Source organism: Psychrobacillus sp. 05T411 (assembly GCF_056396485.1).
This window is the reverse complement of the sequence record NZ_JBFTLO010000011.1, coordinates 94,367-107,496: the sequence shown is the minus strand read 5'-3', so window position 1 is coordinate 107,496 and position 13,130 is coordinate 94,367. Positions and strand designations below refer to the sequence as shown.

The window sequence follows — 13,130 nt, the reverse complement described above, 5'->3', positions numbered from 1 at the left end:
ATTCCTTGTTAAAGCACCTCTTCTCCAAATAAAAGTTATTTTTTCCCTATATTTTATTTAATTCCTAAATATATAAATCAAGTATGTTACTAAAATACTCCCCCACTGAATAGTTGCAAATAAAAACATCACTGCGATTGTATAATTAGGATCACTTAAAATAAGAACCATAAGTACAGGCAGCATTAGTATTGAGAGTACTCCGGCTATTATCAAGCCCTTGGATAAAGTACTTCTCTCATATTCTCCTAATCTTTTTGGTTTCTTAAGAAACGCTACCACAAATATGATGATGCTTATAACGATAATCACGTACCCAATATATTTCATATTCCCAACTTTAATAAAATCAGACCATGCATTCCAAAAAGGTGATTGTAGTGTCTCAGTCTTTGGGAGAAGTCCTGTAAATTCCATATGGTTTGAAGTAAATATAAAGAGAAAAGAATAAATGGCCGACATTAAAACTAGAAACAGGGCATTTAATATTGAATGTTCAAACAGTTTAATTTTAATTCACTCCTCCAAAAATAGTTTCACAGACATTTAGAAGTAGAAAAGCTATATCGAATATTTCTTCTTTCAATTCCTCAGATTTAACATAGTATTTATTCTTTTTCCAAATGAAATAGATCACTTTGTAATTCATTTGGAGTTGAATAGCCCGCTTGAATAATATCTTCTTTAGTACTAACAAAATAGTTATATTTTACTTCTGGTTCTGTTTCAAATATAACTCCAATATAATATGGATTCACATGCTTAAAGCCTTCCTCACGGTGAGGCACTGTCCAAAATTCCCACTTCTCTTTTGGATATTGTTCTTTCAAATACATATCTAAGTAACCAATTTTGTTTTCAATTTGAAAGTCAATCCAATAAGGTCTAACAGCATAAAAGCCACCATAAGACACTACATAAACAATAGCCAATCCTAGAATGACTTTTCTCCATTTTCCTTTCAAAAGAAAAGAAAAGAATAAAATAGCAAGAAAGATTGCACCTACAATTATCCATTCTATTAATTCAGTTGGATGCAATGAATTAATACACCTCCTTTTAATTCGTAGAAATTGCTCAAAAACAATCTAAACCTTACGAAATGTAGTTTCTAGTAAGTTATTTGCTTTTTCTGTGTTAAAGAATTATCAAGAGGTAAATGTGGAATATGCCCTTCTTCTATTATTTTTGGTCTCATCGAAGCTTAGCCAAATAAAGTCCAACCTAGAAAGCCAGTTATGCCCAATATAAGCATTTTCACTAATTATCATTCCTTCTATCTATCTTCTTTCACCAAATAATGGTTTCTTTATTATATATTCCCCATCTGCTATGTAAAATCCTTTTTTAATATATTGATCTCTCTATTTCCTATTTTTCGGGTGTATAATGAACACACAATATGTTAGAAGGTAGGAAGTTCTTTTGCTTGAAAAGTTCAATTTTTTTATACAAAGATGGATGGCAGTGTTAACTCCTTTAAGCTTAGTACTAGGTGTATTACTTGAAGACGGGGGTGGGCATCTACTATTTTTAGTTCCATGGTTATTTGCCTTCATGACTTTTTCCAGCAGTCTGAGTATGAAGTTTAACGATATTAAGGTGTTTACTACATATCCGAAAACCATTTTATTTAGCATTGCATTTCTACATATTTTGATGCCTATTTGGGCTTATTTCTTATCAATTATTATTTTTGATGATCATTTATTGACGTTAGGATATGTTATTTCAGTTGCCGTCCCAACTGGGGTTACCAGTGTTATTTGGGTCAATATGTGTAAAGGACATTTACCGCTTAGTCTATCGATTATTTTGATTGATACTTTAGTTTCTCCTATTATTATTCCTTTTTTATTGGATATAATTGCAGGTGAAAGTATAGCAATCGATACATCCAAAATTATCATCGACTTACTTTGGATGATTGTACTTCCTTCCATCGTAGGAATTATACTAAATGAAGTATCTAATGGTTCTATTCGGAATAGTTTCGGGAAATATTTAGCCCCATTTTCAAAGCTAAGCCTTTTCGCGGTCGTTATGATAAATAGTAGCGCTGTAGCTCCTTACCTAAAAGATATTAGTTGGGAATTAATCGGTGTAATATTCGTTGTACTCCTCCTTACTATATCTGGTTATACTTTTGCTCTGTTGATTGGCCGATTTATCTGGAAAGACACAAGGATTGTCACAACCTTTGTTTTCATTGGCGGAATGCGAAATATTGCGGTTGGTGTGATTGTTGCCACCACGTATTTCCCACCGAAAGTTGCAATGCCTGTAGTTTTCGGCATGCTCTTTCAGCAGGTACTTGCTGCAATATTTAGTAAAGTGATTCAGAAGATGCAGTTAAAGAATGAAACTTTATCGGAAATTTGAAAAAACAATGGCAAATAAATCTTTTACTGTTTAATATCTACTGATTGATGGAAAGCTTTCTTTATTGAAAATAAAAGTAAAAGAGAGCTGAAAATAATGTCTAATTTCTGCCCAAAAATGCTTGCGGAAGAACCCACCCCTGATCACCTCATTAATTGTAAGGAATGTGGTCTGTATGAACAAGGGACACGAATGGTTTGGGGCGAAGGGGATCCGGAAGCGCCGATTATGATTATTCTTGATAATCCAGGAGCACGTGAGGACCGTAGTGGTGAGTCATTTATTTGCGGAACGCGGCAAACATTGCAAGAAGTGGCCAATGAAGCTGGCTTGGATATAAATGATTTGTACGTCACTTTTATCCTTAAGAGAAAACCCGTACGTGCATATGACAAAGAATTGGTGCGTCGAATTTGTATGGGACATTTAGAACAGCAGCTACAAGAAAAAAAGCCTAAACTTATTCTTTGCTTAGGCAATGTGGCGGTCCAATCCTTTTTTCAAAACCCGGAAGCCGAAGTGAAGTCTTTCCGAGGCAGTTGGCACGATGTACGAGGTTTTCAGACTTCAGTCGCCTACCATCCACTTGCCATTAGACGGCGTCCTAATTTACGAGCCTTATTTTTGGCGGACTTGAGGCTTGTAGCAGAACGATTTCAACATTTGAATATCTAGATTATGAAGTGTCTTTTAATAATGCCTTATTTGCGCTTCCTTTGAATAACAAAAACGATGTGCACTAGCTAGATGCACATCGTTTTCTTTTAATACTGACTATTATCATGGTGTAGAACTGTTCCTAGCCATTAAATCTTCCCATAACCACAGTATTATAGTATTTCCCGTCTGATAGAAGTTTATCTTTTTCTAATATACCTTCTATTTTAAAACCGAATTTTTTATAAAGATCTACTGCTTTTTCATTTGTTTCTAAAACAGTCAACGCCATTTTAGTAATTTCATTGGTATCCGCCCAAGTAATAGATTCTTTTAACAGGTTAGTTCCGATCCCATAGCCCCAGTAATCTTTTAAGACGCAAACACCAAATTCTACTTTATGAGCAAATCGTTTTAAGAGATTCCCTTCACATCTTGAAAACCCGACAATATTATCGTTCATAACGGCAACTAGAAAAAGATTATTCCCTTTTTCCGTATCTGTTTTAATTAATTCCTCAAAACCTAGTGTGTCTATGTAGGCTTCCCCTTTTTCTCTATCGAGGTTCTGCGTCTCTCCATCAATTTGTACTCTAATTTCGGATAATTCTTTTGCATCTTTTTTCATTGCAGGTCTTATTGTGTAACAAACCCCGTTAACTTGGAATTTTCGCTGCTCAATTGGCATCTATATCTCTTCCTCTTTGTAAATTTCGGTTGCGCCGTCTTGCTTATGAAGGAATATTACTTGTTTTTTTATATGCTTTATTGATCTCATATACCTCATTCCTACATATCTATCTTAATACACTTCTATTCTTTAACTTTGCTAGACACTTACGCTTCAGAAGTGATAGGATGCTTAACCTGTTTTGGAAATTCATTATTACCGCTTGTTTTTACAAATAAGGTTCCTCCATTTTTAACTGGATTACTTTCATATGTTAAACCTTCATAATCTGGAGTATAATGAAAAACTATCTTATTCGTTCCTATCCTAGAAATATCCATTAATATATTATGTATGTCTACCGGCTTCCTGCTAATAATATCGAAAATTTCAATTTGGTTTTCAGCTTTTTGGAAAATCACCATTGCCTCCTCGGAGTCATGATAATAAATATCCTCAGAAAAAACATTTAAGCAATAGTACATGAAAATCCCTGGTGCATTTACAGTTGCAAAACGCTGGGAAACTGGTATTCTTTCGTTCGCCAAATGATAAATAAAATAAAGGTCATCCTTATTTGTTATATCCAGCTTACGAAGCTCCTTTCTATGTTTTAGATTGTACGAAAAATTTGTAGAATATTGATATTCTGCGACTCGTTCAAAGCCAAACTTCGGATAAAAATCTAAAACACTATCATTTGCGAAAAGATACATGAAATCGTACATATTTTTGTATTCTGCTAAAACTTTGTTCATTAAATCTTTGGAAAGCCCTTTGTTTCTGTAGTCTGGATGAGTCATAACGGTTCCAATTTGCAATGCTTTATATTGTTTTCCTTCAATAATCATATCCAGAATATTAATAGAAACATTTGCTATTACCTCATTTTCATCTACATAGGAAAAAGGTATGTAACTTGCTTCCCAAAATCCCTTTTCATACCAACTTTCAAAGTCCAAACCAAAAACACTGTTAGCAAGATGAAAAAAGCTCTTTCTATATTGCTCATGCTCTTTATAATTTTTTATGAATTGTAGCTTTTCCATCGAGCATTCCTCTTTTCCATTTTTCTAATATAATACTTCAAGATTCATCACTAATTTTCCTGCAAAAATAAGTGATTTGTGGAAAGGCTAGAAGTGCAAGTGGTTATGAATTTAGCTAAGCCAACATATAATTGAATAAACGCTATAGGAGGGGCAGTGTGAGGGAATGGAATCGCCTTATAGGAAGTTTTGGTTTCTTTCTATTAATGCTCGTTGCTTTATTTATGTACCCTCAGCCATCTGGATCGGAAAAAGAAACAATTGAACATCCTTTTCAAATAACCGGTGTGGAAGAGCAAGCTTTATATGATGTTCAAGAGTACCTTTATTCGGATGGCGGATTCTTTGAGCAAGTGGGGATTGAAATGGAAAAAGCGGGATATGATTATTCCATCGCGGCCATGTTATATTCTTCCAATGATATTAGACTTGATATCATTCTAAATAATATAAAAGAAATTTCAGAGCATCAACAGCAAGAAGTATTGCAGATTTTCAATGATATGATGATAAAAAATCATATAGACCAACAGACTTTTACCATACAAGTGATTTCTATGAATCGTTTATAATGGAACATCCAATTCATTCATTTTCACTCTTACATAATGACGACACAAAGGGAGACATTTGCTCCCTTTACCCTTCGCCTAGTGCTAAATACTTTTTGCTTTTCCCATCATATTCAACGATTACTATATCTCCACGCTCTTTTGCTGAGAAAATCTTCGCTCCTATAGACAATTTATTTGCCATTCCATCGCTAAATTGTTTTTTATTATCGAAAATTCCCCCTATTTCTCCAACCGACTCATACTTCGTGAGTTTAATCTCATCCACCCAGTCGATATTGGTTTTATAAATGAAACCTTCCCATTGAAAAATATCTGCATTTGGATCTAAATGTAAAACTTCCTCTGCATCAGGATTTTTAGATACCTTCACTTCCGTTTTCGGCTCCATGCAACCGGTTAAATAGATAGAACATATAACTAACATTAAACTTACAATAACTTTGTTCATGGCACACCTCCACCAAGTTAGTCGTATGAGGAGGGGTTAGGTTTCAAAGGATCATGATTTGTTATAAAACCGCTAGCAACTAGGTCTTTACGTCGGTATACGCTTAGCACGAAACCGATTAAGAAGGCATTGAAAATAGCAAAAATTCATCCAAAGTAAGAGGGGAGATTTGCAAAAACAAAGTCTCATGAAATTCCGGTATGTACMTCGTTGGCATTGGGTTTCCAAACCATCCTGCTTTAGACAGTAGCTCTTTTAAGAGCAATATCATACACATATGAATAGACAAGCCTTAATATATCCTGACCATATTTGTTCATCATTTCATTCATTAGTTCTTCCTGATTATCTAGTTCAACCGCTTCCTCAAACACTTCTTCCACAATCCCCCTCCTCTCATTTCGTTAGACGACGTGCCTTGGTGGAAGGTTTGTTTATTTTCAATAGATTTTAGCCATTATAAAATCCTCTTCATATAGCCGTGTATCATTCCATGAATGCATGGTCTTTATACACTGACTACCTAAAGAGGATCCTATTTGACAAGCTTTACTCGCAATATTTAATTGGAAATAGTTTTGTATAATCTTTTAATCGTTTCCATATGCATTGCCTCATGGTAAAAACTAAACAATAGTGTCTCACCTAGCATATAAAAAGTGATACCCATACGATTCGTAAATGGTTCTGGCAGTTTTTCCGAAAAATTGCCTGGGACAAATTCTTTTATCCTAGCTACTTGCTCTGTAAGAATCACAGAAATGTCTGTAAGTGATGGCGGAGTTTCTTTCCAATCAGCTGGCTTTGTCCCAGGACCAAATAATTCCTGATATTCATTCGGTAGATTTAGCTTTTCACCTAGGACATTGTATATAAGTCTTTCTTGCACCACTGCAATATGTCCGAAATTCCAACGAATATTATTATTAAAGCCTTTAGGCACAACATCTGCAATCTCTTCTGGTATTTTCTCGATTGATTTTATCGTTATTCCTCGCACCGTATCCATATGGTGTAAAATTGTTTGTTCCATATAATATCCTCCCCTAATGTCCGTTTCTAAGATACCTTCCACATACTTCTGCAGAAATCCTTCTTTTATTAGAATTTTGGATTGGTTCTATTTGCAAGGCCTAATTCTTACACAGGACATTAATCATGCAGTGACGTCACGTTTCGTAAAGGTCCAATAGCTGATTGCTAAGAAGAAAGCAAAGTAAACTACCAATACGCTGACTGAAAATGGCGTCGACATTCCTTCTATAAAGGAACCTCCTGTTTCTAATTGAGTAAATGTATGCGTGAACAATATATATTTCGCTACTTCATAATTTCGTAGGAAAAACGAAAATTGTGTGCCGGTGAACATAAGGAAAATAGCGATTCCAATCGCTAAGGAACTAGAACGGAAGACGGTACCAATTGCAAAAGCAAAGCTTGCTGTAATAATAACATCACCGAACGCTAATACATTCAACCAAATCGATTTTAGCCAATACGACTCTTCTACTACTTGACCATTCACAACTCCCAGTAGATTTCCTCCTGAAGTTTCATAAAAAATTATCCCCATAATGAGCGATACGACATAAGAGATTACCGTTAAGAAAAGTGCAAATGCGACGACCGTCAAAAATTTCGACGTTAGAATTTTCCATCTACGAACTGGACGTGCCAACAACATTTTAATAGTTCCTTGGGAAAACTCGGAAGCGACAATCCCTGCAGCTACAATAACAGTTAATAATGTAATAATAGAGGACATACCATAAGAATCAATCATAAATCCTTCAAATCCATCACTTGATAGTGGAGCTACTCCTTCATCTAGACGATATTGAAGTAACATTTGCTGTTCTTCTAAATTATTTTTCGTTTCCTTACTTAAATCTGATACCATGAGCTGCTGTTTAACCATCGTTAGTTCTTCCGTGACCGTTTGTTCCCAAGCAGGGGTTTTCGTATTGAGGTCCATCCATTTCGTGAGTCCAACAAGTCCAACAATCATTGCAATAAGTAAGATGACCATCACCCATGTTGCTTTTTTATGCCATAATTTCATCCATTCATTTCGAATTAGATTCAACAACTTGCCCACCTCCTGTCATTTCTAAGAACTGCTCTTCTAATGTTTTGCGGTGATGCGAAACCGCATATATGGCAATATTTTGCTGCACTAATTGTTCCACAACTGTCGGAATAACAGATTGTTCTACATTTATTAATAAACCATCTTGATAGTCTTCTACGACGATGCCTTTACCTGTCAATAAATTACGGGCTGTATCTACTGGTTGGACTTCCATATAGTATTGAGATTCCTCTACTGCATTCACTTCTCGAATTGCGACAAGTTTTCCATTTTGAATAACCGCAATCCGATCACACATAAGCTCAATTTCAGATAATAAGTGACTCGATACTAAAACAGAAACGCCATCTTCTGCTGCAATTTTCCGTAAATAGGTACGAAATTCTCGTATGCCTGCAGGATCTAAACCGTTCGTCGGTTCATCTAAAATGAGAAACTTCGGGTTATTTAGCAAAGCCTGAGCTAAACCTAAACGTTGACGCATTCCAAGTGAATACGTCGATACTTTTTCATGAATGCGATTTTCCATTCCTACTTGGCGTATGACTTCATCAATTCTTTCCTTCGTCACATTTTTATGCATTCGGGCGAAATGAACTAAATTTTTGTAACCGGACATAAACTTATATAATTCCGGGTTTTCAACGATTGCGCCCATTTTACTAATACCTACTTCAAAATTCGAACGTAGAGAAAGACCATCAATTATCACATCTCCGGTAGTCGGCTTCATCAGTCCAGCCATCATACGGATTGTTGTCGTTTTACCAGCTCCATTTGGTCCTAAAAACCCTGTAATTTGACCGGGATATAGGGACAGATCTAGTTGATCGATAATTTTTTTCTTTCCAATAGTTTTCGATAAATTCTTCAATTCAACGATTGGTTTTATTTCCATTCAAATCACCTTCCTTAATTAGTTTTGTCATCCATGTCACTGCGTCTACTCCATACTGATCACGGATTGTTTCCACTTCCTCAAAAGCTAAAATTTTCCCATGATTCAATAGTATAATGGCGTCTAGTAACGGTTCTGCTTCCTTAATTTCATGTGTGGACATGAGTACCGTTTGTGTTTCCGGATCCGTAAATCGAATCATTCCTTTAATAATGTCCTCGCGAACAAGAGGATCAAATCCGGAAAAGGGTTCATCTAACAAATAATAAGATGCCTCTCGTCCTAAAGTTGCCGCCATTTTAGCACGGCCTCTGTTCCCTTTAGACAAATTTTTTAACTTTGCATCTAACGGTACATTTAAATATTGTGCGACGATACAAGCTTTCGAATAATTAAAGTCTTCAAACTGTGTTTCATAAAAACGGAATAATCTTTCGACCGAAAAGAAGGGATAGAAGAGATCTGCATCTGACATATAGGCTACCTCACTTGCGATTCTTCTAGTTGCTTCTATTCCATTGACCTGAATTGTTCCACTTGAAGGAGTTGTAAGACCTGCTATTATCTTTAAAAGGGTGGATTTTCCACTTCCGTTTTCCCCTACTAACCCAATAATCTTACCTGGTGGTATGGTGAGATTGAGTTTAGATAAGGCTTGATGTTTTCCATAATTTTTTTTCACATTTTCTAATACAATCACCGTTCTCCCCCTCGCTCTCGTGTTTGGATATATTCAATCATTTCTTTTTTGGAAAAACCTAATGCTTCGATACTTGTTAAAAAAGACTGGACAAGTCCTTCCTTTACTTCATCGCGTAATTGCTGTAAACGTGATTCGTCGTCCGTTACAAAAGTTCCTTGACCACGTTTCGTTTCTGAAATACCCATCATTTCCAGCTCCTTGTATACACGCTGCATTGTATTTGCATTCACACCGACTTCCACTGCATATTCACGAACTGAAGGTAATTTTTCACCTGGCTTCACATTACCTCGAATAATTTCTCCCGTAATTCGATCTATTAATTGCTGATAAATTGGTTTGTCTGGCAAAAAATCGATGCTCATCTTAAATCCTCACTTTCTTTTCGAACCATAATGCCGACCCCCAAAAAAGAATAATGGCAAACAGCGTAATGAGGAAAATTTCACTAACATATATTGTTGGTTCTACTAAAAATGTCAAACCCTCGATATTATTAAAATTCCTCAACTGCTCAATAAAACTCGGGATAGGAATAGGAATACCTCCGAAACGAGGCAACTTTTCGAACAATTCGACGTTGCTACTCATACTCCAGATACCGGAACTAACAATAAACAAAGAAACAGAAATGACAATAGAAAACCCTTTTACATATGGTCGCATTAAATGATAAATGACCCAAAAGAAAAGCACGATAATTAAATTAAGAATGAGCGACAAAAAGACACCAACAAAGGCATATACGTTCAATTCCAATAACTGGCCAAATGTCATAAACACAGGATCGCCAATTACCGCTTGTAAGATGACTAATAATAACTCGATCCACAGTAAAGACAATGATGTAATGACGGTTGCCGAAGCAAGTTTAGTGCCGATTAGTTTATAAATAGAGCTTTCTGTATGCAACCAAATATCTGGTCTCCTCATATCCAGTTGCAGACTTGTAAGAAAAAGAATGGATGCAATTAAATGACTAACAAGTAGCYAAATCCCAGCTAATATGATGGCAGTCTTAAAAATGGGCACATCGTCTATCCATGTATGCAACAATAATGGGATTCCAATTATGCCTAACGTATTCAAAATGAATAGAATGACAAGCCAAAGCCTCATCAGCTCCCATTCTTTTTTTATTAATCCTTTCACCTGTTTCATATGCACTCCCCTTAAGTATTAGTGTATTAGTTACATAGTACACTAATTGAAATTGATTTGTAAAGAGGGATTAGAAATTTATATAAAAAAAGCACAAGCGTCTGCCTCTATCCCTCTCGACAAACCGAAACGCCGGATGGAATACTGCGCAGTATATGGAAACTGCGTCGTAGTGAGGCGAATAAAGTGTCCGCTGTGATTTTCGCTACAGTCGTACGCTTTCCGCCGGGTGAGCGATGAGCCATCCCCGCCGCCCTTAGGCGTACGTTGGGATGGCTCATTAGCCCACTCATCCGGCAGGAGTCGACGCCTGTAGCGAAAATCAAAAGAAATTGCCCAATTATCCATACCATCCCATTAAAAAACAAAATTTCAACTAGTTTTTCCATTGGATTCATCCAATAAACGGATTAGGGCAACCAACCGATCACTGAGAGCAACCAGTTCTACTATGAAAGCAACTAAATCAACACGAGAGCAACCAAAATACCTGTGAAAGCAACCAATTCTCAAAATGGCTCTTTACTTGATGTGAGACAACTATAATTCCGACATATTATAGGAATTATATGTCTTAAAGACCGCCGAACACGCCTGGCCAGCATCTACTCGACTGGTTTGTCGCGTTCGCAGTGGTTATGGTCTCGTTCAACCATTTATTGTTAATATGGGATCTCAATAAGGTAGTAATTTCCATTGATTTTCGCTGCAGGCGGCGACTCCAATGGAGGCCAACACGATGTTGGTCACGAAGGCGTTGCCACACGATGTGGCGTTCTTAGCCTTTGTTCCTCTGCCTGGGCAAGATGAGACTTCACAACGTACGCGCAAGCGGAGGTGAAGGCTCATCACTCACCCCATGGAAAGCGTCCGACAGCAGCGAAAATCATAGTGGCCACCTTATAAGACTCTTTACCACGCAGTATCCCTATATGGCGTACAATATAAAGAATTTCACTCAGAAAAAATTATTACATATCTAAATTTTTACAGTTTGCTAAGCAACAAAAAAACGCCCTGTTCTAGGACGTTTTACACTGAAAATGAAATCATGAGTTCGATTATTACATTTCAATTATGCTTTTCATCTTATATTTGACTTCCTCTAACTCAGACTCTACTTCACTTGCCTTAGCACTCAATTTTTCTAGCACCACTTTAACTTGGCGCAAAGTTTCGTTCAGACGATCTTTGGACGCATTAATTTGCGAATGTATCATCCAATCTGTAAATATGTTATCGAAAAAATAATCGGTAAAGGTCATGAAATTACTTCGGTCCACTTGAATAACTTCTGTGACAATATTTTCTACATCCATCAATTCGGTTTCAAAACGACGGAGAGCCATTTGCGCATTATGGATATAGTCTTGCGAACTGTTTAGACTACTATGCTTCATGGCTGTTACAAATATACCGCCACCGAGAAAGGTGTCCCAGGTAGACATCGCTGATGCTGAATCAAGTTCAGTATTTGCTTGCTCTAGCGCTTGTAGGGCATCTTTTCCTGCAAGCATTGCTTCTTCTATTTCTTTTTGCATCGATTCCAAGTTGGCTCGGCTTTCATAAATATTTTCTAAGGCTTGTCGATCATCGACAGTATTATCGTAAAGCCACTGCTCCTTTTCTTGCATTAATGATGCCCACTGGTGATCTATTAAACGGTAGTCACCATTAGTTATCTCCATTTTTACCAGTTCCATTTCTTTGTCGAGATCCCGTAATGTTTTCTCAGCCTCATTAAATTTCAATTCAACTTCTGCTGCTTCTGCAATTTCTTTTTTCCGCTTTTCGTTCATCGTTCCCTTCCATTGGCTAACTAAATTGGAGAAGGAGAACTTGTCTAATTTCTGTACATCTTTTTGCTCTTCGATAAGTGCTTTTTCCAAACCTTTGTAAGCGGCTTCTAATTCCATGCGCTGTGTTTGGAGTGATTCTTGCTTTCTTTGCAGTCGATTATATTCATTTTTCTTTACGATTAACTGGGCTTGTTGCTCTTGTAATTGTTGCCACATCCTTCATTCCCCCTTTCCTTTTGTACGAATTCATAAAGATGGAAGTTTCACTTAAAAGGATTCCTCAAGATAGATAAGATTTATATTAGTTTATCTCTCCCAAATTTCAATCCATCTACCATCTGGATCCGCAATCCAAACGAATGTACCATACTCACTTTTTTCCGGTTCTTTTAGGAGAGCTACACCATTTTTATGAAAATGCTCAATCCAATCTTCTATATTTTCTACTTGAAAGTTCAACATTACAGATTGATTTTCTGGAAAGTATTCACTATCTTCTTTAAAGAGAGAAAAGATTGTTTCATTGTCGGCATCTGGTTTAATAATAGTCCCATTCCAATCTCCCATCGAAATTCCTAGCGTCTTTTCATACCACTTTTTTAAGGAATCAATATCTTTTGATCTCCAAAAAACTCCACCAAAACCTTTGATTTTCATCATATATACCTCCAAGTAATGTATTTTTTAAAAACAATA

At 36.3% G+C, this 13,130-nt stretch carries 16 protein-coding genes; 3 read left to right on the top strand and 13 right to left on the bottom strand.

Annotated features, from left to right (window positions below):
• Positions 1–608: 608 nt before the first annotated feature.
• Positions 609–1,040, bottom strand: coding sequence for a hypothetical protein (locus AC1DFT_RS11360; protein WP_477919307.1), 432 nt, complete (start codon positions 1,038–1,040; stop codon positions 609–611).
• 385 nt (positions 1,041–1,425) lie between these two features.
• Between AC1DFT_RS11360 and AC1DFT_RS11355 the strand changes: the two genes are divergently transcribed.
• A complete protein-coding gene (locus AC1DFT_RS11355) occupies positions 1,426–2,382 on the top strand; it encodes a bile acid:sodium symporter family protein (RefSeq protein ID WP_477919306.1) in 957 nt (318 codons plus the stop codon).
• 96 nt (positions 2,383–2,478) lie between these two features.
• Positions 2,479–3,057, top strand: a complete 579-nt coding sequence (locus tag AC1DFT_RS11350; protein ID WP_477919305.1) for a uracil-DNA glycosylase — start codon at positions 2,479–2,481, stop codon at positions 3,055–3,057.
• A gap of 124 nt (positions 3,058–3,181) precedes the next feature.
• On the opposite strand, the gene AC1DFT_RS11345 is transcribed toward AC1DFT_RS11350, so the two are convergent.
• Both AC1DFT_RS11345 and AC1DFT_RS11340 read right to left on the bottom strand, forming a co-directional pair.
• Positions 3,182–3,727 carry an N-acetyltransferase family protein gene (locus AC1DFT_RS11345; protein ID WP_477919304.1) on the bottom strand — a complete coding sequence of 182 codons (546 nt, stop codon included), beginning with the start codon at positions 3,725–3,727 and terminating at the stop codon, positions 3,182–3,184.
• 149 nt (positions 3,728–3,876) lie between these two features.
• Positions 3,877–4,758: a GNAT family N-acetyltransferase gene (locus AC1DFT_RS11340; RefSeq protein WP_477919303.1), complete on the bottom strand. Its 882-nt coding sequence runs from the start codon at positions 4,756–4,758 to the stop codon at positions 3,877–3,879.
• 158 nt (positions 4,759–4,916) lie between these two features.
• On the opposite strand from AC1DFT_RS11340, the gene AC1DFT_RS11335 reads away from it, so the two are divergent.
• Positions 4,917–5,330 (top strand): hypothetical protein, encoded by a 414-nt coding sequence (locus AC1DFT_RS11335; RefSeq protein WP_477919302.1) that lies wholly within the window; start codon positions 4,917–4,919, stop codon positions 5,328–5,330.
• Between the two features lie 67 nt (positions 5,331–5,397).
• Here the strand turns inward: AC1DFT_RS11335 and AC1DFT_RS11330 are convergent, their stop codons facing one another.
• From AC1DFT_RS11330 to AC1DFT_RS11285, 10 genes are all read right to left on the bottom strand, one after another.
• Positions 5,398–5,781 carry a hypothetical protein gene (locus tag AC1DFT_RS11330; protein WP_477919301.1) on the bottom strand — a complete coding sequence of 128 codons (384 nt, stop codon included), beginning with the start codon at positions 5,779–5,781 and terminating at the stop codon, positions 5,398–5,400.
• 239 nt (positions 5,782–6,020) lie between these two features.
• Positions 6,021–6,164: a hypothetical protein gene (locus tag AC1DFT_RS11325; protein ID WP_477919300.1), complete on the bottom strand. Its 144-nt coding sequence runs from the start codon at positions 6,162–6,164 to the stop codon at positions 6,021–6,023.
• A 179-nt stretch (positions 6,165–6,343) separates the two neighbouring features.
• Positions 6,344–6,814, bottom strand: coding sequence for a DinB family protein (locus tag AC1DFT_RS11320; RefSeq protein WP_477919299.1), 471 nt, complete (start codon positions 6,812–6,814; stop codon positions 6,344–6,346).
• A gap of 123 nt (positions 6,815–6,937) precedes the next feature.
• A complete protein-coding gene (locus tag AC1DFT_RS11315; RefSeq protein WP_477919298.1) occupies positions 6,938–7,879 on the bottom strand; it encodes an ABC transporter permease in 942 nt (313 codons plus the stop codon).
• Positions 7,848–8,771, bottom strand: a complete 924-nt coding sequence (locus tag AC1DFT_RS11310; RefSeq protein ID WP_477919297.1) for an ABC transporter ATP-binding protein — start codon at positions 8,769–8,771, stop codon at positions 7,848–7,850. The genes AC1DFT_RS11315 and AC1DFT_RS11310 overlap by 32 nt, the downstream gene beginning before the upstream one ends.
• Positions 8,749–9,471, bottom strand: coding sequence for an ABC transporter ATP-binding protein (locus tag AC1DFT_RS11305; protein WP_477919296.1), 723 nt, complete (start codon positions 9,469–9,471; stop codon positions 8,749–8,751). The genes AC1DFT_RS11310 and AC1DFT_RS11305 overlap by 23 nt, the downstream gene beginning before the upstream one ends.
• A complete protein-coding gene (locus tag AC1DFT_RS11300) occupies positions 9,468–9,839 on the bottom strand; it encodes a GntR family transcriptional regulator (RefSeq protein WP_477919295.1) in 372 nt (123 codons plus the stop codon). Before AC1DFT_RS11300 ends, AC1DFT_RS11305 begins: the two co-directional genes overlap by 4 nt.
• Position 9,840: 1 nt before the next feature.
• Positions 9,841–10,635: a hypothetical protein gene (locus tag AC1DFT_RS11295; RefSeq protein ID WP_477919294.1), complete on the bottom strand. Its 795-nt coding sequence runs from the start codon at positions 10,633–10,635 to the stop codon at positions 9,841–9,843.
• 1,064 nt (positions 10,636–11,699) lie between these two features.
• A complete protein-coding gene (locus AC1DFT_RS11290) occupies positions 11,700–12,650 on the bottom strand; it encodes a hypothetical protein (RefSeq protein WP_477919293.1) in 951 nt (316 codons plus the stop codon).
• 90 nt (positions 12,651–12,740) lie between these two features.
• Complete coding sequence (locus AC1DFT_RS11285) at positions 12,741–13,091, bottom strand: VOC family protein (RefSeq protein WP_477919292.1); 351 nt, start codon at positions 13,089–13,091, stop codon at positions 12,741–12,743.
• Positions 13,092–13,130: the final 39 nt, after the last annotated feature.